The 20,612-nt window shown below is 61.7% G+C and carries 19 protein-coding genes; 16 read left to right on the forward strand and 3 right to left on the reverse strand.

Annotated features, from left to right (window positions below):
- The first annotated feature begins 25 nt into the window (after positions 1 to 25).
- The 4 genes from radA to HX898_RS27995 all read left to right on the forward strand — a co-directional run bounded on the left by radA (position 26) and on the right by HX898_RS27995 (position 4,602).
- The gene (gene radA / locus HX898_RS27980) at positions 26 to 1,426 is read left to right on the forward strand and encodes a DNA repair protein RadA (protein ID WP_138328375.1); all 1,401 of its coding nucleotides are present in this window, start codon (positions 26 to 28) and stop codon (positions 1,424 to 1,426) included.
- Between the two features lie 89 nt (positions 1,427 to 1,515).
- Positions 1,516 to 2,142, forward strand: a complete 627-nt coding sequence (locus HX898_RS27985; protein ID WP_029872969.1) for a CvpA family protein — start codon at positions 1,516 to 1,518, stop codon at positions 2,140 to 2,142.
- A gap of 148 nt (positions 2,143 to 2,290) precedes the next feature.
- Positions 2,291 to 3,781, forward strand: coding sequence for an amidophosphoribosyltransferase (purF, locus tag HX898_RS27990; protein WP_138328376.1), 1,491 nt, complete (start codon positions 2,291 to 2,293; stop codon positions 3,779 to 3,781).
- A gap of 80 nt (positions 3,782 to 3,861) precedes the next feature.
- The gene (locus tag HX898_RS27995; protein ID WP_138328377.1) at positions 3,862 to 4,602 is read left to right on the forward strand and encodes an SDR family NAD(P)-dependent oxidoreductase; all 741 of its coding nucleotides are present in this window, start codon (positions 3,862 to 3,864) and stop codon (positions 4,600 to 4,602) included.
- Between the two features lie 113 nt (positions 4,603 to 4,715).
- Here HX898_RS27995 and HX898_RS28000 read toward each other — a convergent pair whose 3' ends face one another.
- Positions 4,716 to 5,465: a GH25 family lysozyme gene (locus HX898_RS28000; protein WP_138328378.1), complete on the reverse strand. Its 750-nt coding sequence runs from the start codon at positions 5,463 to 5,465 to the stop codon at positions 4,716 to 4,718.
- A 355-nt stretch (positions 5,466 to 5,820) separates the two neighbouring features.
- Between HX898_RS28000 and cysS the strand changes: the two genes are divergently transcribed.
- The 7 genes from cysS to rarD all read left to right on the forward strand — a co-directional run bounded on the left by cysS (position 5,821) and on the right by rarD (position 12,378).
- Complete coding sequence (gene cysS / locus HX898_RS28005) at positions 5,821 to 7,212, forward strand: cysteine--tRNA ligase (RefSeq protein ID WP_138328380.1); 1,392 nt, start codon at positions 5,821 to 5,823, stop codon at positions 7,210 to 7,212.
- Complete coding sequence (locus HX898_RS28010; protein ID WP_180196375.1) at positions 7,209 to 7,685, forward strand: GFA family protein; 477 nt, start codon at positions 7,209 to 7,211, stop codon at positions 7,683 to 7,685. Before cysS ends, HX898_RS28010 begins: the two co-directional genes overlap by 4 nt.
- Positions 7,682 to 8,170 (forward strand): GFA family protein, encoded by a 489-nt coding sequence (locus HX898_RS28015; RefSeq protein ID WP_180196376.1) that lies wholly within the window; start codon positions 7,682 to 7,684, stop codon positions 8,168 to 8,170. Before HX898_RS28010 ends, HX898_RS28015 begins: the two co-directional genes overlap by 4 nt.
- Positions 8,167 to 8,643, forward strand: coding sequence for a GFA family protein (locus HX898_RS28020; RefSeq protein WP_180196377.1), 477 nt, complete (start codon positions 8,167 to 8,169; stop codon positions 8,641 to 8,643). Before HX898_RS28015 ends, HX898_RS28020 begins: the two co-directional genes overlap by 4 nt.
- Positions 8,640 to 9,602 carry a prolyl aminopeptidase gene (gene pip, locus HX898_RS28025; RefSeq protein WP_180196378.1) on the forward strand — a complete coding sequence of 321 codons (963 nt, stop codon included), beginning with the start codon at positions 8,640 to 8,642 and terminating at the stop codon, positions 9,600 to 9,602. Before HX898_RS28020 ends, pip begins: the two co-directional genes overlap by 4 nt.
- 40 nt (positions 9,603 to 9,642) lie before the next feature.
- Positions 9,643 to 11,259 carry a citramalate synthase gene (gene cimA, locus HX898_RS28030; RefSeq protein WP_138328385.1) on the forward strand — a complete coding sequence of 539 codons (1,617 nt, stop codon included), beginning with the start codon at positions 9,643 to 9,645 and terminating at the stop codon, positions 11,257 to 11,259.
- A 207-nt stretch (positions 11,260 to 11,466) separates the two neighbouring features.
- On the forward strand, positions 11,467 to 12,378 hold the full coding sequence (rarD, locus tag HX898_RS28035) for an EamA family transporter RarD (RefSeq protein WP_138387646.1): 912 nt from the start codon (positions 11,467 to 11,469) through the stop codon (positions 12,376 to 12,378).
- Positions 12,379 to 12,492: 114 nt separating this feature from the next.
- On the opposite strand, the gene HX898_RS28040 is transcribed toward rarD, so the two are convergent.
- Complete coding sequence (locus HX898_RS28040) at positions 12,493 to 13,116, reverse strand: TIGR00730 family Rossman fold protein (RefSeq protein WP_003558142.1); 624 nt, start codon at positions 13,114 to 13,116, stop codon at positions 12,493 to 12,495.
- 155 nt (positions 13,117 to 13,271) lie between these two features.
- On the opposite strand from HX898_RS28040, the gene HX898_RS28045 reads away from it, so the two are divergent.
- The 5 genes from HX898_RS28045 (at position 13,272) to HX898_RS28065 (ending at position 19,602) form a co-directional block, all read left to right on the forward strand.
- Positions 13,272 to 15,296 (forward strand): LysM peptidoglycan-binding domain-containing protein, encoded by a 2,025-nt coding sequence (locus tag HX898_RS28045; protein WP_138387647.1) that lies wholly within the window; start codon positions 13,272 to 13,274, stop codon positions 15,294 to 15,296.
- Between the two features lie 212 nt (positions 15,297 to 15,508).
- A complete protein-coding gene (locus tag HX898_RS28050) occupies positions 15,509 to 17,386 on the forward strand; it encodes an ABC transporter ATP-binding protein/permease (RefSeq protein WP_180196379.1) in 1,878 nt (625 codons plus the stop codon).
- The gene (locus tag HX898_RS28055) at positions 17,284 to 18,219 is read left to right on the forward strand and encodes a phosphatidylserine decarboxylase (protein ID WP_348649488.1); all 936 of its coding nucleotides are present in this window, start codon (positions 17,284 to 17,286) and stop codon (positions 18,217 to 18,219) included. The genes HX898_RS28050 and HX898_RS28055 overlap by 103 nt, the downstream gene beginning before the upstream one ends.
- A 79-nt stretch (positions 18,220 to 18,298) precedes the next feature.
- Positions 18,299 to 19,144: a CDP-diacylglycerol--serine O-phosphatidyltransferase gene (gene pssA / locus HX898_RS28060; protein ID WP_003558134.1), complete on the forward strand. Its 846-nt coding sequence runs from the start codon at positions 18,299 to 18,301 to the stop codon at positions 19,142 to 19,144.
- A gap of 311 nt (positions 19,145 to 19,455) precedes the next feature.
- Positions 19,456 to 19,602, forward strand: coding sequence for a hypothetical protein (locus tag HX898_RS28065; protein WP_171599413.1), 147 nt, complete (start codon positions 19,456 to 19,458; stop codon positions 19,600 to 19,602).
- A 222-nt stretch (positions 19,603 to 19,824) separates the two neighbouring features.
- Here the strand turns inward: HX898_RS28065 and HX898_RS28070 are convergent, their stop codons facing one another.
- Positions 19,825 to 20,589: an SOS response-associated peptidase gene (locus tag HX898_RS28070; RefSeq protein WP_180196380.1), complete on the reverse strand. Its 765-nt coding sequence runs from the start codon at positions 20,587 to 20,589 to the stop codon at positions 19,825 to 19,827.
- Positions 20,590 to 20,612 lie beyond the last annotated feature (23 nt).

Below are 20,612 nucleotides of genomic sequence, written 5' to 3' on the forward strand. Positions count from 1 at the left end.
CGAACCCGGACTGAAAGAGTATTTGATGGCGAAGGCCAGAACACAATTCATCTGCCAGAGTTGCGGCACGGTTCATAACCGCTGGGCCGGCAAATGCGAGAACTGCGGCGAGTGGAACACCATCGTCGAGGAAGACCCGATGGGCGGGATCGGCTCCGGTCCCGGCAAGACGCCGAAGAAGGGCCGACCGGTGGCGCTGACGGCACTCTCCGGCGAAATCGAGGAGGCGCCACGCATCCATACCGCCATGTCGGAGCTCGACCGGGCGCTCGGCGGCGGTTTCGTGCGCGGTTCGGCGGTGCTGATCGGCGGCGATCCCGGCATCGGTAAATCGACGCTGCTGATGCAGGCCGCCGCCGCCCTTGCACGGCGCGGCCACAAGATCATCTACGTCTCCGGCGAAGAAGCCGTGGCGCAGGTGCGGCTGCGGGCGCAACGCCTTGCGGCAGCCGATACCGATGTGATGCTGGCAGCCGAAACCAATGTCGAGGATATTCTGGCGACGCTCGCCGAGGGCAAGCGGCCGGACCTCGTCATCATCGATTCCATCCAGACGCTATGGAGCGAACTTGCCGAATCCGCCCCGGGAACGGTGACGCAGGTGCGCACCGGCGTGCAGGCAATGATCCGTTTCGCCAAGCAGACGGGTGCCGCCATGGTGCTCGTCGGCCACGTGACCAAGGACGGGCAGATCGCCGGCCCGCGCGTTGTCGAGCACATGGTCGACGCCGTGCTCTATTTCGAAGGCGATCGCGGCCATCACTACCGCATCCTGCGCACTGTCAAGAACCGCTTCGGCCCGACCGACGAGATCGGCGTCTTCGAAATGTCAGACAAAGGTTTGCGCGAAGTCGCCAACCCCTCGGAACTCTTCCTCGGCGAGCGCAACGAAAAATCGCCGGGGGCTGCCGTCTTCGCCGGCATGGAGGGCACCCGCCCCATTCTCGTCGAGGTGCAGGCGCTGGTGGCCCCAACCTCGCTCGGCACGCCGCGGCGCGCCGTGGTCGGCTGGGATTCGGCACGGCTGTCGATGATCCTTGCGGTGCTGGAAGCCCATTGCGGCGTCAGGCTCGGCCAGCACGACGTCTATCTCAACGTCGCCGGCGGTTACCGCATCTCCGAACCGGCGGCCGATCTTGCCGTCGCCTCGGCGCTCGTTTCCTCGCTTGCCGGTATTGCCCTTCCTGCCGATTGCGTCTATTTCGGCGAAGTCAGCCTGTCGGGTGCCATCCGGCCGGTTGCGCACACCGCCCAGCGTCTCAAGGAAGCCGAGAAGCTGGGATTTTCCGCAGCGCTGCTTCCGTCCGCCTCCACCGAATTGCCGAAGGGCTCCGGCGGGCGCTGGAGCGAAGTCGCAAGCCTGCCGGATCTGGTCGCGCGCATCGCCGGATCGAAGGGGGCGCTACGTGTGGAAGACGACGTTTGATCCTTTCATTGCCAAGAGTGGTGATGATATAGGAGCACACGATAAGGCACGACACGGCCGCCAAGCGGCAGTCCTGGAGTTGAATTTACATGCCCATTACGATTTTCGACGGTATTGTCATCGGCGTCGTGCTCTTCTCCGCCGTGCTGGCGATGGTCCGCGGCTTTTCGCGCGAGATTCTTTCGATCGCGAGCTGGGGCGGTTCGGCCGCCGCTGCCTATTACCTCTATCCCTACCTGCTGCCCTATGCGAAAAAATACACCGATGACGACCGCATCGCGATCGTCGGTTCGGCAGCGGTCGTCTTCCTGATCGCGCTCATCGTCATCTCCTTCATTACGATGAAGATCGCCGATTTCATCATCGACAGCCGTGTCGGCGCGCTCGACCGCACACTCGGCTTCCTGTTCGGGGCAGCGCGCGGCGTGCTGCTCCTCGTCGTCGCCGTCGCCTTCTGGAACTGGCTCGTCGATGCCGACCACCGTCCGGCCTGGGTCAACGAAGCGAAGTCGAAACCCTTCCTGGATTCGATGGTCGTGAAGCTGAAATCGGTTCTGCCGGAGCAATTTGCCCAGATGATACCGGAAAGCATCCGTGATAAGCTGCAGCCGCCGGCACAGGGCGCCGAAGGTACCACTCCGCCGACGGGCGACCAGGCTCCGGCGGAAGACGCACCGACCGCGCCCGCAGACGGCGCGCAGCAGCCGGCGAATTGACACAGTGTTCAAGAGCTTGACCCGCCATCCGGCAATCGCCATTTGAGCGGGACGTGAAATGAGGGTCCGGCCGAGCATTCCAGCTCCGTCGGGCTCAGCTATTTCTGGAAATGCCGATCCATTCTTGTGAGAGCAGAGGCCCGCAGAAATGAACCAGTCCCATTCCTTCCCGACCGACGATCCGCTCGACGGAGATACGCTGCATGAAGAATGCGGGGTTTTCGGAATTCTGGGACACCCTGATGCCGCCGCGCTCACGGCTCTTGGCCTGCATGCTCTGCAGCACCGCGGGCAGGAAGCGGCCGGCATCGTCTCCTTCGACGGCAAGCGCTTTTATCAAGAGCGCCACATGGGCCTTGTCGGCGACCACTATACCAATCCGATGACGCTCGCCCGCCTGCCCGGCAGCATTACGATCGGTCATACCCGCTACTCGACAACCGGCGAAGTGGCCATGCGCAACGTGCAGCCGCTCTTTGCCGAACTGGAAGAAGGCGGCATCGCCATTGCCCATAACGGCAATTTCACCAACGGCCTGACGCTGCGCCGCCAGATCATCGCGACCGGCGCCATCTGTCAGTCGACCTCCGATACCGAAGTCGTCCTTCACCTCATCGCCCGTTCCCGCCACGCTTCCACGTCCGACCGCTTCATCGACGCCATTCGCCAGATGGAAGGCGGCTATTCGATGCTCGCCATGACGCGCACGAAGCTGATTGCCGCGCGCGACCCGACCGGCATCCGCCCATTGGTGATGGGCGAACTCGACGGCAAGCCGATCTTCTGCTCGGAAACCTGCGCGCTCGACATTATCGGCGCCAAGTTCATCCGCGACGTTGAGAACGGCGAGGTCGTCATCTGCGAAATCCAGGCTGACGGCTCGATCAGCATCGATGCGCGCAAGCCCAGCAAGCCGCAGCCGGAGCGCCTCTGCCTGTTCGAATATGTCTATTTCGCCCGCCCGGACTCGGTCGTCGGCGGCCGCAACGTCTATACGACGCGGAAGCACATGGGCATGAACCTCGCCAAGGAATCGCCCGTCGATGCCGACGTTATCGTGCCGGTGCCGGATGGCGGCACGCCGGCGGCGCTTGGCTATGCGCAGCAGAGCGGCATTCCCTTCGAATACGGCATCATCCGTAACCATTATGTCGGGCGCACCTTCATCGAACCGACGCAGCAGATCCGCGCCTTCGGTGTGAAGCTGAAGCATTCCGCCAACCGGGCGATGATCGAAGGCAAGCGCGTGGTGCTGGTCGATGATTCCATCGTGCGTGGCACGACGTCTCTCAAGATCGTCCAGATGATCCGCGAAGCCGGGGCGCGCGAAGTCCATGTCCGCGTCGCGAGCCCGATGATCTTCTTCCCGGATTTCTACGGCATCGACACGCCCGATGCCGAAAAGCTGCTGGCAAACCAGTATGCCGATGTCGAAGCCATGGCGAAATATATCGGCGCAGATTCGCTCGCCTTCCTGTCGATCAACGGCCTCTATCGCGCTGTCGGCGGTGAGGATCGCAACCCGGCTCGGCCGCAGTTCACCGACCACTATTTTACCGGCGACTATCCGACCCGCCTGCTCGACAAGAACGGCGAGTCCATGGGCAACAAGATTTCGATGCTTGCCAGCAACGGCTGACACGGCACGCCGGCTTTTCCATTGTCCCATCCCGAGGGGTTCAATCGAACCCCTCTCCCTTCGTGAGGGAACACGACATCATGAATATCAATCTTGAGGGCAAGATCGCACTCGTCACCGGTGCGTCGCGCGGCATAGGCTATTTCACAGCGCTGGAACTTGCCAAAGCCGGCGCCCACGTGATTGCCTGCGCCCGCACGGTCGGCGGGCTCGAGGATCTCGACGATGCGATCAAGGCCGTCGGCGGCACGGCGACGCTCGTGCCCTTCGACCTTGCCGACATGAATGCGATCGATACGCTCGGCGGCTCGATCTTCGAGCGCTGGGGCAAACTCGACATCCTCGTCGCCAATGCCGGCGTGCTTGGGGTCATTTCGCCGATCGGCCATATCGAAGCGAAAGTGTTCGAGAAGGTGATGACCATCAACGTCACCGCGACATGGCGGCTGATCCGCTCGGTCGACCCGCTGCTGGCCCGCTCCGATGCCGGCCGTGCGGTGATCCTGTCTTCGGGTGCCGCTCACAAGTGCCGCCCCTTCTGGGGCGCCTATTCCGCTTCCAAGGCCGCGGTCGAGGCGCTGGCACGCACTTGGGCCGGCGAAAGTCAAAGCACCCCGCTGCGGATCACCAGCGTCGATCCGGGTGCCACGCGCACGGCGATGCGGGCGCAGGCGGTGCCCGGCGAAGATCCGCAGTCGCTGCCGCATCCCTCCGAGGTCGCAAATGCGATCCTGCCGTTGCTCGGGCCTGGTGTGACGGAGACGGGCAAGCTGTTTATCGTCCGGGAGAGCAAGCTCGTCGATTACCGGCTGCCCGAATAAGCCACTGCATAATTCCTTAAATCGGAATCGATTTAAGGACAAAATTATGCAGCTATTCAAAGTGCTACAGCGTCCTTTGCGCGTCTTAAAAGACGCGCGGCGCTGTAGACGTTTCAATTCGCTGCAACGGCGGGGAACAGATGCGCCAGGCCCGTTTCCGACGGGCATAGCGCATTGAGGTCAACCGGTCCCTGGATGCCGTCCAAGGTGCCGTTATCGGCAAATTGCCAAATCGACCAATGACTGCACTCTTCCTGCCTCGGCTCTCTGAACACGCTGCGCAGCCACAGATAGTGGTCGGGGAAGCGTGATTCATTGCCTTTCAGATATTGATCAAAGAACTCCTGCGTGACGTAGAAAATAGGCTTTTCCGGAAAAGCGCCCTTCAGCTCGGTGAAGAAGGCGTTCACCTCGGCAACCATTTCCTCGAGCGTCGGGATTTTGTTGCAATTGCCGACAAACTCTAGATCGACGGCGATCGGCAGAGTTCCCTGCTCCTTCGGCACGGTCGCGAGCACATTCTGCGCCTGATCCTTGCCCGGGCGGCAGAAGGTGAAGAAATGATAAGCGCCCCTGACCACTCCCGCATCTCTGGCGCGCTGCCAGTTGTCGGCGAACTTGGAATCCCGATGATCTCCGCCTTCGGTCGCCTTCATGAAGGCGAAACGGACATTCGTCTGCGCGGCAACGGCCTTCCAATCGATATCGCCCTGGTGATGGCTGACATCGATGCCCTGGATTGGATAGTTGCTGAGAGAGGGATTGTTGAAGCGAAGCATCCCGAAATCGTATGCGAAATATGCAGCGAATGCGACCACCAGAACTGCAGTCGCTCCGATCGTCGATCGGGCAAGTCTCCGCATCCCTTCCTCCCCATTTTTCAACAGTTTCTCAACTGGCTATGCGAGATTTGTGCTCCGAAAATGGCGGCCGAATTTGAAGAGCGGGCCAACTGGTTTCGAAGACGTTGGTTGCTACAATCGATTCATCGGATGGATGGATCCTGTTGCCGCTGGATCGCGCTTCGCCCCCTTGACCGGAGGCGCGAACCGGGCCATAAAACCCGCCATGAAAACGGTTATCTGCATTATCTGCCGGAAGATTATTCGCTAGCGCGAGCGCTGGCCCGGCCGTTTTCGTCTCCCAAATAGTCAAGATGCGAAACGCCCCGGTCCGCCGGTCGCGATATTTTTCTGATCGTGCATTTGGGAGAGTGAAATGGACGCGACGCCGGAACTGAAGCTGTACAACACGCTGACACGGGAAAAATCGGTGTTTTCGCCGATCGATCCCAACAACGTCCGCATGTATGTCTGCGGCCCGACCGTCTATGACTTCGCTCATATCGGCAATGCCCGGCCGGTCATCGTCTTCGACGTGCTGTTCCGGTTGCTGCGCCATGTCTATGGCGAAGATCACGTCACTTATGCCCGCAACATCACCGACGTCGACGACAAGATCAATGCGCGCGCGCTCCGCGACCATCCGGGTCTGCCGCTCAATGAGGCGATCCGGGCGGTCACCGAAAAGACCGAGACGCAATTTCACGCCGATGTCGCCGAACTCGGCTGCCTGGAGCCGGACTTCGAGCCGCGCGCCACCGACAATATCGTCGAGATGACCGAGATCATTGAGAAGCTGATCGGCAACGGCCATGCCTATGTCGCATCGGGCGAAGTGCTGTTCGACACCAAATCCATGGCGGATTACGGTCAGCTTTCGAAGCGCCCGCTCGACGAGCAGCAGGCCGGCGCGCGCATCGCCGTCGACGCGCACAAGAAGAACCCGGGCGATTTCGTGCTCTGGAAGCTGTCGAGCCACAACGAGCCCGGCTGGGAGAGCCCATGGGGCCGCGGCCGGCCCGGCTGGCACATCGAATGCTCGGCGATGAGCAAGCGCTATCTCGGCGATGTCTTCGACATTCACGGCGGCGGGCTGGATCTGATCTTCCCGCATCATGAAAACGAGATCGCCCAGTCGCGCTGCGCCCACGGCACCGAGGTGATGGCAAATGTCTGGATGCATAACGGCTTCCTGCAGGTCGAAGGCCGCAAGATGTCGAAATCCGAAGGCAATTTCGTCACCATCAACGAGTTGCTGCAGACGGAAATCTTCGGCGGCCGCAAATGGCCAGGTCAGGTGCTGCGCCTTGCCATGCTGATGACGCATTACCGCGAGCCGATCGATTTTTCGATCAAGCGACTGGAAGAAGCCGAACGTCTGCTCGCCAAATGGCCGGCGGCCGAAGCCGGCGATGCGGCGCCCGATGAAACCGTGCTGAACGCGCTTTCCGACGACCTCAATACGGTCGCGGCAGTGCAGGCATTGCATGCGCTGGCCCAGGCCGCGCATGCGGATCCCACAGCCCGTGCCGTCTTTGCGGCAACGGCCGACCTTCTGGGCCTGCTGCCGAAAAAGATGGAGATCGACGAAGCCGTCGCATCGGCAATCGATGCGCTGGTCGCAATGCGTCTCGAAATGCTGAAGGCGAAGAACTTCACTGAGGCCGACAAGATCCGCGACGAGCTGACGGCGAAGGGCATCCAGCTGAAAGACGGCAAGGATCCGGTGACGGGCGAGCGCGTCACGACGTGGGAGGTCAAGAGATGACCACCTATACCGGCGGCTGCCAATGCGGCGCGATCCGTTTCCGCGTCAACGGCGACATCAAGGATTCGTCGATCTGTCATTGCCGCATGTGCCAGAAGGCGTTCGGTGCTTATTATGCGCCGCTGGTCTCGGTGCGCGGCGCCGATTTCGAATGGACACGCGGCGAGCGGAAAAGATTCCGCTCTTCCAATTTCGTCGAACGCGGCTTCTGCGGCGATTGCGGCACGCCGCTGACCTATGAGGCACCGGATGGAATGGCGATCGCCGCAGGCGCCTTCGACGATCCTTCGGCGTTTCCGCCGACCATTCAATGGGGCGTGGAAGGCAAGATCGGATTCGTCGATCATCTGCACGAACTGCCCGGAGAAAGAACCGAGGCGGATCTCACGGCGGGCTCTTTCCTGCACGAACTCGTTTCCTACCAGCATCCCGATCATGAGACGCAGGCATGGCCACCCAAGGAGCTCGGATGACGGCGGAAGCGGACAGAAGCGGCGGGTGCCAGTGCGGGGCAGTGCGTTACCGCGCCAAAGGCGAACTCGGCTATCCCCATCTTTGCCATTGCCGTATGTGCCAGAAGGCGGCGGGCAATTATTTCATGCCGCTTGCCGGCGTGATGCGCAGCGATTTTACCTTCACACGCGGCGCGCCGAAATGGTTTCAGTCCTCGGATCTGGTGCGGCGCGGTTTCTGCGGCGATTGCGGTACGCCGCTGTTCTACGATATTCCCGAAGGGGACTTCATCAACATCACGCTCGGCTCGTTGGACGATCCCGATGCAGTCAAGCCGGTGATGCAATCGAACACCAGCCAGAAGATGTCCTGGTTTCACGCGCTGGATGGCCTGCCGCTGGAACCAGAGCCTGAAACGCCCGACCGTGAAAACGCGATCGCGGCAAGCAACTATCAGCACCCCGACCACGACACGAAAAGCTGGCCCCTCGGAGAAACCTCATGACGGACACGATCAAGACAGGCGGATGCCAGTGCGGCGCCGTGCGCTTCCGCATCTCAGGCAGACTGGGGCGACCCTCGATCTGCCATTGCCGCATGTGCCAGAAGCAGTTCGGCGGCTTCTTCTCCGCGCTCGTCACCGCGCCTGAGGAAGGCATGGAGTGGACGCGCGGCGAGCCGAGCTACTTCCAGTCCTCGGTCAATATCGAACGCGGCTTCTGCAGTAATTGCGGCACGCCGATGACCTATCGCCATCCGGGCGGGCTGGAGCTTGCGATCGGCACTTTCGACGACCGCAGCGACCTCGCACCGCAGATCCAGGTCAACTACGAGGCCCGCCTGCCCTGGGTCGAGGAAATCTTCGAGGCGCCGGTGCTGAAGGATCAGGATTTCTACGCACGGCAGGAGGCGATCATCTCCTTCCAGCATCCCGACCACGACACGGAAGTCTGGCCGGCGAAAGGCGTGAAGATATGACCGAGATGTTGCGCACGCTCTATCCCGAAATCGAGCCCTATGCTTCCGGCCATCTGGATGTCGGCGACGGCCATGTGATCTATTGGGAGCGCTCGGGAACGCCTGGCGCCAAGCCCGCCGTCTTCCTGCATGGCGGCCCGGGCGGCGGCATCTCGCCCGCCCATCGCCGGCTCTTCGATCCCACTCTCTACGACGTCATGCTGTTCGATCAACGCGGTTGCGGCAGGTCAACGCCGCATGCGGAACTCCATGCCAATACGACCTGGCACCTCGTTGCCGATATCGAGCGGCTGCGCGAGATGGCCGGCGTCGACACCTGGCAGGTGTTCGGCGGCTCCTGGGGCTCGACGCTGGCGCTCGCCTATGCCGAGACACATCCAGAGCACGTCTCCGAGCTCATCCTGCGCGGCATCTATACGCTGACCAAGGCGGAGCTCGACTGGTACTACCAATTCGGCGTCTCGGAGATGTTCCCTGACAAGTGGGAGCGGTTCATCGCGCCCATTCCGCCGGAAGAGCGGCATGAGGTGATGCATGCCTATCATCGCCGCCTGACACACGAGGACAAGAACGTGCGCCTCGCGGCCGCGCAGGCCTGGAGCATCTGGGAAGGCGAAACGATCACGCTGCTGCCGGAACCTTCGACGAGCTTCAAGTTCGAGGAGCCGGAATTCGCCTATGCATTTGCGCGCATCGAGAACCATTTCTTCGTCAATGCCGGCTGGATGGACGAGGGACAGTTGATCCGCGATGCCGGCAGGCTCAGGGATATTCCCGGCGTCATCGTACATGGACGCTACGACATGCCCTGCCCGGCCAAATATGCCTGGCTGCTGCACAAGGCCTGGCCGAAGGCAGAATTCCACCTGATCGAGGGCGCGGGCCATGCCTACTCGGAGCCTGGGATTCTCGATCAGCTGATCCGGGCGACGGATAAGTTTGCCGGGAAGCAAGACTGATGCCCCGCATAAAAGCAGTCAATGCCTGGGAGGCATCGCGGTGACCAAAGAAAAAATCTATCTCTTCGACACGACGCTCCGGGACGGACAGCAGACGCCCGGCATCGATTTTTCCGTCGAGGACAAGATTGCGATCGCCGCCATGCTGGACGAGTTCGGCCTCGATTATGTCGAGGGCGGATATCCCGGCGCCAATCCGACGGACACCGCCTTCTTCAGCGAGAAGCGCACCAGCCAGTCCAGCTTCGTCGCCTTCGGCATGACGAAGCGGGCGGGTGTTTCGGTCTCCAACGATCCCGGCATTGCCGGGCTGCTTCAGGCCAAAAGCGATGCCATCTGTTTCGTCGCCAAGAGCTGGGACTATCACGTCGCGGTGGCGCTCGGCTGCACCAACGAGGAAAACCTCGAATGCATCGCCGAAAGCGTCAAGGCGGCGGTTGGCGCGGGCAAGGAGGCGATCGTCGATTGCGAGCATTTCTTCGACGGCTTCAAGGCCAATCCGGCCTATGCGCTCGCCTGCGCCAAGACGGCCTATGAGAGCGGCGCCCGCTGGGTCGTGCTCTGCGACACCAATGGCGGCACGCAGCCGCCCGAGGTGCGCGCCATCGTCGAGGCGGTGATTGCCTCAGGCGTTCCCGGCCACTGTCTTGGCATCCATGCGCATAACGACACCGGCCAGGCGGTTGCCAATTCGCTTGCCGCCGTCGAAGCCGGCGTCCGGCAGATCCAGGGCACGCTGAACGGCATCGGCGAGCGCTGCGGCAATGCCAATCTGGTGACGCTAATCCCGACGCTGGCCCTGAAGAGCGCCTACAACACACGTTTCGAAACGACGATCGACGAGGAGCGGCTGCTCAACCTCACCCGGCTCTCGCATGCCTTCGACGAACTGCTCAACCGTTCGCCCGACCACCAGATGCCCTATGTCGGCGCCTCCGCCTTCGCCACCAAGGCCGGCATCCACGCATCGGCCCTGCTCAAAGATCCGCGAACCTATGAACACGTGCCGCCGGAAACCGTCGGTAACTTCCGCAAGGTTATGGTCTCCGACCAGGGCGGAAAGGCGAACTTCATCAATGCGCTGAAGCGGCGCGGCATCGCGGTCGCCAAGGACGATCCGAAGCTCGACCTGCTGATCTCGATCGTCAAGGAACGTGAATCCATCGGCTATGCCTATGAGGGCGCGGATGCGAGCTTCGAGCTGCTGGCGCGCCGCACGCTCGGCACGATCCCGGAATTCTTCACCATCGAAGGCTTCCGCGTGATGATCGAGCGCCGCTTCGACAGTCTTGGCCGTGTGAAGATCGTCTCGGAGGCGGTGGTCAAGATCACCATCGACGGCCAGACGCTGATGTCGGTTGCCGATGCCGAAGGCCCGGTCAACGCACTTGACCTCGCGCTGCGCAAGGATTTCGGCAAATACCAGCACGAGATCGACGATCTGGTGCTTGCCGATTTCAAGGTGCGTATCCTCAACGGCGGCACGGAGGCGATCACCCGCGTGCTGATCGAATCCACCGACAGCGACGGCGTGCGCTGGTGGACAGTCGGCGTCTCGGAGAACATCATCGACGCTTCGTTCCAGGCGCTGATGGATTCGGTCATCTACAAGCTGATGAAGAACCGGCAGCTGGCGGGCAAGATCGCGGCGGAATAAACCTATTCCGCGGCTCGGCGGAGGGGTCCCACCCCTCGCCAGAATACCATTCGCTTCCTTCGGACTCCGGCTTCCGTCGCCGGGCGTCGGATCATTGCGTCGTCTCCCGCTTCAAATCCTCTCACCCTTCGTTCAACGAAATGAATTGGCCTATTCACGGCGCTTAAGCTAGGCCGGATCAGAAGAAGAACAAAGATGGAAACACCGATGTCGACCGATGCATCCGTTCCGTTGGCGAAGAACGAAGACAGTCCGCGCGGGTTCGCCTTCGCGCTGACGGCCTATCTGCTTTGGGGCTTCCTGCCGATCTACATGAAGGCGGTGGCGCATATCTCGCCGGCCGAGGTGATCGCCCATCGCATCGTCTGGTCGTTGCCGCTGGCGGGCATCGTGCTGATCGTGCTCGGGCGCACGCAGGATATCCGCGCAGCACTCAGCTCGCCGCGCATGCTGGCGATGGCGGCGCTGACGGCGTCGCTGATCACCGTCAACTGGGGCACCTATGTCTGGGCGATCGGCGCCGGCCATTCGCTCGATGCAGCACTCGGTTATTTCATCAATCCACTGTTCAGCATCTTTCTCGGCGCAGTGTTCCTCAAGGAAAAGCTGCAGCCGCTGCAGATTGCGGCGATCGCGCTTGCGGCGCTTGCCGTCGCCATTCTCGCACTGGACAGCGGCGGCATCCCGTGGGTGGCGCTGACGCTGGCGGTCAGCTGGGGTTTCTACGCCCTGTTGCGCAAGACGCTGCCGCTCGGGCCGAACCAGGGCTTCTTCCTCGAAGTGCTGATCCTCAGCGGGCCGGCCCTCCTCTACATCCTCTATCTCGAATTCGGCGGCCAGGGCCACCTCTACCGCACCGGTCTTGCAGATACGACCCTGCTGCTCGGCTGCGGCGTCATCACCGCCGTGCCGCTGATGATCTATGCGAACGGCGCTAAGCTCTTGAGGCTCTCGACGATCGGCATCATGCAGTATATTGCGCCGACGATGATCTTCCTGATCGCCGTCTTCGTCTTCCACGAGCCATTCGGCACGGCGCGCATGATCGCCTTCCCGCTGATCTGGGCGGGGCTGTTCCTCTATAGCTGGTCGATGCTGAAGGGAAGCCGGGCGGGCTGAGGCGCTAAAGCGCGTCACGTCGAAGCGGATTCGTGCGGCGCGCTTTCGGTCTTTGTTTTATGCATGTCTTTGTCCCAAACCGCTGGACACTTTTGGGCAACATGCATTGAATCCCTACATCTTCGAAATCACCTCGTCCTCGCCGTCGCGATCGGCGGCGAGCTGGGCTGCCTGGGCCATGATCGCCGGAATAATGCCGGAGATCTCGTCGACGACGAGCGGCTGCACCCGGTGGGCGGTGTGCAGGAAGCCTTCTTCGGTCATATGGCGCATCAGTTCCATCATCGGATCCCAGAAACCATTGACGTTGGCAAAGACCATCGGCTTCTCGTGGCGGCCGAGCTGTGCCCAGGTCATGATCTCGACGATCTCCTCCAGCGTACCGATGCCGCCGGGCAGCGCCACGAAGGCATCGGAGCGCTCGAACATGGTGTGTTTGCGCGCATGCATGTCAGGGGTTACAATGAGTTCGTTGAGCTGACCGAGCGAGTGGCGAGTCGCTTCCATATCGATCAGGAATTCGGGAATGATGCCCGTGACCTGACCGCCGCCTGAAAGCACGCCGCTGGCAACCGCGCCCATGATGCCTTTGGTACCCCCGCCATAGACGAGGCGCAGGCCGTATTCGGCGATCTCTCTTCCGAGAGCACGCCCGGCCGCCATGTGGGAAGGATCGCGTCCCGGCCTTGAGCCGCAGTAAACGCAGATGGATCGAATCGATACAGATTGTTCGGTCATGAGGGCAAAACAACTATTCCATTTCAATGCAGTCAAGAAAATTGACTGAAAAGCAGCGTGCCTAGCTTGCCTAATTGCTTTGAATGCTTGTGGAAAGCAACGGGAATCGCTAGCAATTTTGGGTATTACGGCAAATTGCCGCCTTGGGAGACATAATGATGAAGAACCGTGCCGGCTTGCTGGCTCTTGCAGTCCTCGCAATCGCAATCCTACTGATGGTGTTTGTCGTCATGCCGCGCATCGGCGGCGATGCAACCAAGGTCGGAGATGCCATCAACCAGGCGAGCACGGAGGTCAAGAACACGGTTAACGAGGCGGCAAAGACATCGCGCTCCGCCGTGGGCGACGCGGCTGCGGTCGCCGACAAAGTGGGTCGCCTTTCGGCCGATGCCGGCGTATCGCTCAGCGAGCTCAAGGCGCTGTTTGCCGACGGCAAAGGCCCGGCCATCGATGTCTTCACCGCCGCCAAGACCAAGGCCGTCAACGCGCTGACCGCGCTTGCCGATTTTACCATTCCCGAGGGCCTCGATCCCGCGACCCAGACCCTTGCCGCCAAGGCCAAGGACGGTGGCGCGAAGGCGCTCGCCATCGTCCAGTCGCTGCCCGAGAACATCGCCGATGCGCTTGCCGCGATCGCCAAGGCCGAGGTTGCACTGACCGGTGCGCCGGAGACCGCCCCTGGGGCGAATACGGCAGCGGAAAATACCGGCCCGAAGCTTCCGGCCTTCGACGTATTGCGCGTCGAGCCCGACGGATCGACGGTGATTGCCGGTTCCGCCGAGCCGAACGGCAAGCTCGAGGTGCTCGACGGCGAGAAGGTGGTGACGACGGCCAATGTCGACGCGAGCGGCGATTTTGCTGCCGTCCTCGACGATCCGCTTCCGGCCGGCGACCACCAGCTCGTGCTCAAGTTCACGGGCAAGGACGGCAAGAGCACGCTTTCCGAAGAAGTCGCGACCATTTCCGTGCCGAAGGATGGCAATGGCGCCAATCTGCTCGCCATGGTTTCCAAACCCGGCACGGCGAGCCGCATCATTACCGCGCCGAAGGCTGGAACCGAAGTTGCGGATGCCTCCAATCCGATGGCGCCGCCTGCGGACAAGCCGGCAACCGGCGAAAGCTCGGATGCGCCTGCCGCAACAGCTGCACCGACCGGCGAGCTGGCGCTGCAGACGCCGAACCTCACCGACACCTCCTCGGATGGCGCAGCTACGGCACCGGATAAAACGAATGTGCCCGATGTGATGGTCAATGCCGTCGAAATCGAGGGCAACAAGATCTTCATTGCCGGCACGACGCGCTCCAATGCCAAGGTCATCGGTTATGCCGACGACAGCCTCGTCGGCCAGGACACGGCCGGCTCCGACGGCCATTTCGTCATCGACGGTGTGGTGGCGCTTTCAGTCGGCGACCACAAGATCCGCGTCGATGTCGTTGATCCCACAGGCAAGGTGATCGTGCGTGCGGCGGTGAATTTCAATCGCCCAGCCGGCGATCAGGTGAGGGTCGCCGCGCAATCGGCACCCGCCGACGCCAACGGCGCTTCCTCGATGGTGCCGCTCGACGAAGGCGAGCTCGACAAACTCAAAGTCGAAGTCGGCAAAGCCTTCGGCCTGCTGAAGGGACTGTTTGCCGATGGCAAGCTGCCCGGTGCCGAACAGCTTGCGGCAGCGCGCTCGGCAACGGAATTCGCGCTGCGCTCCGTCGCCGACTTCCGCCCGGCCGCTGATGCGCCAGATGTCTTCAAGCAAGCGTCCGGTTCCTCCTCGCAGATTGCCGGCAATGCGCTGAAGCTGCTGCAGGGCCTGCCTGGGGACGCGAAGTCCGTCGGTGCCGCGCTCGAAAGACTGGGCGGGATGATCGCCGAACTCACCGCTGCACCCGCGCCGGCAACGCCATCTGCAAACGAGGTCGGAAGCAACCAGCCGAAGACGATCGAACAGGCGCCGCTGACGGCGAACAATGCGGCGGTCATCATTCGCCGCGGCGACACGCTGTGGCAGATCTCGCGCCGCACCTATGGCCTCGGCGTTCGTTACACGACAATCTACATCGCCAACGAGGACAAGATCATCAATCCCGATCGCATCCGCCCTGGCCAGATTTTCGGCCTGCCGAAGGATGTACTGCCGAACGCCGAAGAGCTGCACCGCAAGCGCATGTCCGGCCAGCATCTCTAAGCTGCAAAACAACACGGCAAGGCCGGGCGGGATAAGCGCCCGGCCTCGTCGTTTCCTTACCCCAGCAATTGTTGTATTCGTCCGCCCGGCACCCTATCTGGCGGTGGCGGCTGCGGGTTGTGGGAAGCGCTTTCAGGCTCGTCCCGGTTCCGCGCTCTTGCCGGCATCGAAGCGCCGCAATCGCGGCAAGCCCATCCGGGCTGGAGACAATCATGGCAAACGGCAAGACAGTCTCGGAATCCAACCTGCCGCAGACGCTTCTCAACCTCTGGCCCTATATGTGGCCGGCCGGCCGGCCAGACCTCAAGATGCGCGTCGTCTGGGCCTCGGTCTTTCTGCTGATCTCCAAATTCGTCCTGCTGCTCGTCCCCTATTTCTTCAAGTGGTCGACCGATGCGCTGAACGGCAGGATGGATCTTGAGGGCTCGGTGCCGCCGCTGCTGGCCGGCGCCATCGCGCTGGTGATTGCCTATAACATCACCCGGCTGATCCAGCTCGGCCTCAACCAGCTGCGCGACGCGCTCTTTGCCAGTGTCGGACAACATGCGGTGCGCCAGCTCGCCTACAGGACCTTCGTGCACATGCACGAGCTGTCGCTACGCTTCCATCTCGAGCGCAAGACCGGCGGGCTATCGCGCATCATCGAGCGCGGCACCAAGGGTATCGAGACGATCGTGCGCTTCACGATCCTCAATTCCGTCCCGACCGTCATCGAATTCCTGCTGACGGCGGTGATCTTCTGGTGGGGCTACGGCTTCTCCTATCTCGCCGTTACCGCTTTTACCGTCTGGGCCTATATCTGGTTCACGATCCGGGCATCCGACTGGCGCATCGCTATCCGCCGGTCGATGAACGACAGCGATACCGACGCCAACACCAAGGCGATCGACTCTCTCCTCAATTTCGAGACGGTCAAATATTTCGGCAATGAGGAGATGGAGGCAAAGCGTTTCGACAAATCGATGGAACGCTACGAAAAGGCGGCGACCGATGTCTGGACCTCGCTCGGCTGGCTGAACTTCGGCCAGGGCGTCATCTTCGGCATCGGCACGACGATCATGCTGGTGCTGTCGGCGCTGGCCGTGCAGCGCGGCGAGCAGACGGTCGGCGATTTCGTCTTCGTCAATTCGATGCTGCTGCAGCTTTCCGTACCGCTCAACTTCATCGGCTTCGTCTACCGCGAAATCCGCCAGGGGCTGACCGATATCGAACAGATGTTCGATTTGCTTGAGGTGCAGACCGAAGTCAAAGACGCCCCCGATGCGACCGAACTTCGGATCGGCCTGGGCGCGATCTCCTTCAAGGACGTGCATTTCGCCTATGATGCGGCCCGTCCGATCTTGAAGGGCATTTCCTTCGAGGTGCCGGCCGGCAAGACGGTCGCCGTCGTCGGCCCTTCGGGTGCGGGCAAATCGACGCTGTCGCGCCTGCTCTATCGCTTCTACGATATTCAGAGCGGCGCAATCACCGTCGACGGCCAGGATATTCGCACGGTGACGCAGAAGAGCCTGCGCTCGGTGATCGGCATGGTGCCGCAGGATACAGTGCTCTTCAACGACACGGTCGCCTACAACATCCGCTACGGCCGCACATCGGCCAGCGACGGCGAGGTCTTTGCCGCCGCCGAGGTGGCGCAGATCGCGCATTTCATCGAAACGCTGCCCGAGGGCTTCGAAACCAAGGTCGGCGAGCGCGGGCTGAAGCTTTCGGGCGGCGAGAAGCAGCGGGTGGCGATCGCCCGCACCATCCTCAAGGCGCCACCGATCCTGATCCTCGACGAGGCGACGTCGGCGCTCGACACGACCACGGAACGGGAGATCCAGGAGGCACTCGACCTGGTTTCGAAGAACCGCACGACGCTTGTTATCGCCCACCGGCTTTCGACTGTCATCAGCGCCGATGAAATCATCGTGCTCAAAAGCGGCGAGATCGCCGAGCGCGGAACACATGCCGCCCTCCTCGAAAGGAACGGTCTTTATGCCTCGATGTGGAACCGCCAGCGCGAGGCGACACAGGCGGAGGAACATCTCAAGCAGGTGCGCGAAAGCGACGACCTCGGCGTGATAACGCGGCTTGCTCCGGCAAGCTGACAAGGGAAACCGACGCCGGCCAACTTTTGTTGTTCAGAAACCCGGCGTGGGAACCAGGGCCGAGGCCACAGCATTGCCCCAGAGACGGTTTTTCGCTAACCAGCAAAAATGAAAACGCAAGGAGACCGGCAGCCATGAGCCTGTTCAACACGGTTCGCAACACGATCGTCCCGGTGCACAAAGAGGGCTATCCCTTCGTTGCCGCCTTCTTCGTCGCGTCGCTGGTCTTGGGCTGGATCTTCGAGCCGCTCTTCTGGATCGGCATGATCTTCACGCTCTGGTGCGCCTATTTCTTCCGTGATCCGGAGCGCGTGACCCCGCAGGACGACGACCTGGTGATCTCTCCCGCCGATGGCAAGGTGTCCGCGATCCAGATGGTGACGCCGCCGGCCGAGCTCAACCTCGGCCCCGAGCCGATGCTGCGCATCTCCGTCTTCATGAACGTCTTCAATTGCCATGTGAACCGGGCGCCGATGCGCGGGCGCATCGTCAGCATCAACTACCGCTCCGGCAGCTTCGTCAACGCCGAGCTCGACAAGGCGAGCGAAGACAATGAGCGCAACGGGCTGGTGATCGAAACCGGCCACGGCCAGATCGGCGTCGTGCAGATCGCCGGCCTCGTCGCACGGCGCATCCTCTGCTGGGCAAACCCCAACGAGCCGCTGGATGCCGGCGAGCGTTTCGGGCTGATCCGTTTCGGCTCGCGGCTCGACGTGTTCCTGCCCGCCGGTGCCGCGCCCCGCGTCTCGCTCGGCCAAACGGCGGTTGCGGGAGAAACCGTCATCGCCGAATTCGCCTCCGCCAAGGGTCCCATTATCAGCCGTCGCAGCTAGAGCGGTTCAGCTTTTCACGGAAGTGCAGAAGCGCTACGCACTGTTGCTGGAATTGCCTTAGGAACGATTGGAACGCGATATGGAAACGCCTTTTCCGCCTTTCGAGCCCAATGGGCCGGATGATTCCGCCCGCGGCCCGCGTCTGCGCGAAATCCCGCTCCGGCTCGTCTTTCCGAACCTCATCACTATTCTGGCGATCTGCGCCGGGCTGACCGGCATCCGGCTGGCTTTCGAGAATCGTTATGAGCTCGCCGTCTCCATGGTGCTGCTCGCCGCCTTCCTCGACGGCATCGACGGGCGCGTGGCGCGGTTGATGAAGGCGACCTCGAAGTTCGGCGCGCAGATGGATTCGCTTGCCGACATCGTCAATTTCGGCGTCGCACCCGCCCTCGTCGTCTATGTCTTCGCGCTCGACCAGGCGCGTTCGCTCGGCTGGATCGCCGCCCTGATCTATGCGATCGCCGCCGGGCTTCGCCTTGCCCGCTTCAATGTCATGGCCGAACGCGAGAACAAGGCAAGCTGGCAATCGGAATATTTCGTCGGCGTGCCGGCGCCGGCCGGCGCCATGCTGGTGCTGCTGCCGGTCTATCTCGGCTTCCTCGGGCTGGCGACGGACCGCACCTTCGCCTATCTCTCGTCGATCTACACCGTGCTCATCGCCTTCCTGCTGATCAGCCGGCTGCCGGTCTGGTCGGGCAAATCGGAAGGCAACCGCTTGCGGCGCGATCTCGTGCTGCCGATGATGCTCGGCGTCGTGCTCTACGTGGCTCTGCTGATGAGCTACACCTGGGAAGTGATGGTCTTCACCGTTGCCGCCTACCTCATATCGCTTCCCTTCGGCGCGCGGAAATGGCGGCGGAAATACGGGACGCTGACGATCGAGGAACCCGGCATCGGCGACGACGATATCGGCCGGCACATCTGATCTCCCGAGCATTTCCGGATTTCTTCGAATGACGGAAATGCTTCTCTCCCTTCGTTCTGACGGATCCCCGGGAAAAGCATGCGCTTTATCCGGGTGAAAACCGTTGCGCGCTTTTCCCAAAAAACCGCTTTCGGACTTTTATTGGAACTGCTCTCTTCAGTAAGTATTAACCAACGTAGGCTTCAGTTAAGCCTCGCGAATTATGGTGGGCGTTTACAAATCCTGATAAGCTACGCCCCCGTTTTGTCGCTATTCGTGACGAAACATCAAACTAGAAAATACCCAGGGAAGAACCACGCAAGGAGAGTATCGTGACTTCGAAGAAGAGCAGTACCGGCGAACAGCAGGCGGCCAAGCCAGACCTCGCCGCCAACTATCGCCCCGTCGGCCTGAAGGCTGTTGCCGCAGCATCGCTGATGGCGAAGCATAAGCCGACCGGCGTCAAAAAATCCGCTTGAGGCGGAAGGCTTCAAATCGGAATCATGCGTGCTTTCGGGTTACATGCGTTAGGCACCGCTGACGAAGCCAATGACGAGGCGATCGCCGGAAGTCTTCCGACCACGCTCTGGCGACATAAGCACAACCCGAAAAACCAGATTGGACGAAGCGACGCATCGCCGCCGCCTATGTGAGACGTCGGTGCCAATCGGTCGCCGCCTGCAGATGCGACCGATCCCGTTTCAGAAGAAGCTGAGCTGGCCGTCGTCAGACTTTTGCTTGTCGGGCGCCTTCAGCGGTTTTTCGATGGCGACGGGCTCCTGCAGGTCGGGACCCATATTGGCGACCTTGTTGACCTTGTCGGAGACCGGGACGGCCTCGAAGAAATCGTCCTGAACGGGCTGCATCAGGTCGGCCACCTCACGCGGTTCCTGCGTCTTGCAATCGAGCCAGCGCGAGAAATCATCAGGCCTGATGACGACAGGCATGCGATCGTGGATCGCCGATATGGCTGAATTGGCTGATGTCGTCAGGATCGCACCGGTATCGACCTCGGAGCCGTCGGCCGAGGACCATGTCTCCATCAGCCCGGCAAAGGCGATGACCCCGCCCTGGCGCGGCCTGATCCAGTAGGCCTGCGGCTTCTCGCCGCTTTCCTTGGACGGGCGATGCCATTCATAGAAACCGGAGGCCGGAATGAGCACGCGCCGATGACGCATGGCGGCGCGGAAAGAGGCCTTGCCAATCGCGGTTTCGGAGCGCGCGTTGATCAGCAGCGGGAAATCTCTCGGATCTTTGACCCAGCCCGGCGTGAGGCCCCAGCGCACGAGCACGGCGCGCCGGTCGGCCAAGTTGCTACCCTGCTCCCTGCCCTCGCCCGATATGATGACGAGGATCGGTTGCGTCGGCGCGATGTTGTAGCGCGCCGGAAAATCGTCGAGATCGAGACCGGAGAAAAAGTCGCTCAAGTCGGCGCTGGAGATTGTCAGGGCGAAACGTCCACACATCGGCCTGTCTTTGCATCCCGCTT

This window comes from Rhizobium sp. WYCCWR 11128 (genome assembly GCF_013416305.1).
Lineage (GTDB): Bacteria > Pseudomonadota > Alphaproteobacteria > Rhizobiales > Rhizobiaceae > Rhizobium > Rhizobium indicum.

What these genes read in the sequence shown, in the direction of transcription:
- radA (WP_138328375.1), top strand. Translation starts at nt 26, where the DNA reads ATGGCGAAGGCCAGAACACAATTCATCTGCCAGAGTTGCGGCACGGTT.
- HX898_RS27985 (WP_029872969.1), top strand. Translation starts at nt 1,516, where the DNA reads ATGCCCATTACGATTTTCGACGGTATTGTCATCGGCGTCGTGCTCTTC.
- purF (WP_138328376.1), top strand. Translation starts at nt 2,291, where the DNA reads ATGAACCAGTCCCATTCCTTCCCGACCGACGATCCGCTCGACGGAGAT.
- HX898_RS27995 (WP_138328377.1), top strand. Translation starts at nt 3,862, where the DNA reads ATGAATATCAATCTTGAGGGCAAGATCGCACTCGTCACCGGTGCGTCG.
- HX898_RS28000 (WP_138328378.1), bottom strand. Translation starts at nt 5,465, where the DNA reads ATGCGGAGACTTGCCCGATCGACGATCGGAGCGACTGCAGTTCTGGTG.
- cysS (WP_138328380.1), top strand. Translation starts at nt 5,821, where the DNA reads ATGGACGCGACGCCGGAACTGAAGCTGTACAACACGCTGACACGGGAA.
- HX898_RS28010 (WP_180196375.1), top strand. Translation starts at nt 7,209, where the DNA reads ATGACCACCTATACCGGCGGCTGCCAATGCGGCGCGATCCGTTTCCGC.
- HX898_RS28015 (WP_180196376.1), top strand. Translation starts at nt 7,682, where the DNA reads ATGACGGCGGAAGCGGACAGAAGCGGCGGGTGCCAGTGCGGGGCAGTG.
- HX898_RS28020 (WP_180196377.1), top strand. Translation starts at nt 8,167, where the DNA reads ATGACGGACACGATCAAGACAGGCGGATGCCAGTGCGGCGCCGTGCGC.
- pip (WP_180196378.1), top strand. Translation starts at nt 8,640, where the DNA reads ATGACCGAGATGTTGCGCACGCTCTATCCCGAAATCGAGCCCTATGCT.
- rarD (WP_138387646.1), top strand. Translation starts at nt 11,467, where the DNA reads ATGTCGACCGATGCATCCGTTCCGTTGGCGAAGAACGAAGACAGTCCG.
- HX898_RS28040 (WP_003558142.1), bottom strand. Translation starts at nt 13,116, where the DNA reads ATGACCGAACAATCTGTATCGATTCGATCCATCTGCGTTTACTGCGGC.
- HX898_RS28045 (WP_138387647.1), top strand. Translation starts at nt 13,272, where the DNA reads ATGATGAAGAACCGTGCCGGCTTGCTGGCTCTTGCAGTCCTCGCAATC.
- HX898_RS28050 (WP_180196379.1), top strand. Translation starts at nt 15,509, where the DNA reads ATGGCAAACGGCAAGACAGTCTCGGAATCCAACCTGCCGCAGACGCTT.
- pssA (WP_003558134.1), top strand. Translation starts at nt 18,299, where the DNA reads ATGGAAACGCCTTTTCCGCCTTTCGAGCCCAATGGGCCGGATGATTCC.
- HX898_RS28070 (WP_180196380.1), bottom strand. Translation starts at nt 20,589, where the DNA reads ATGTGTGGACGTTTCGCCCTGACAATCTCCAGCGCCGACTTGAGCGAC.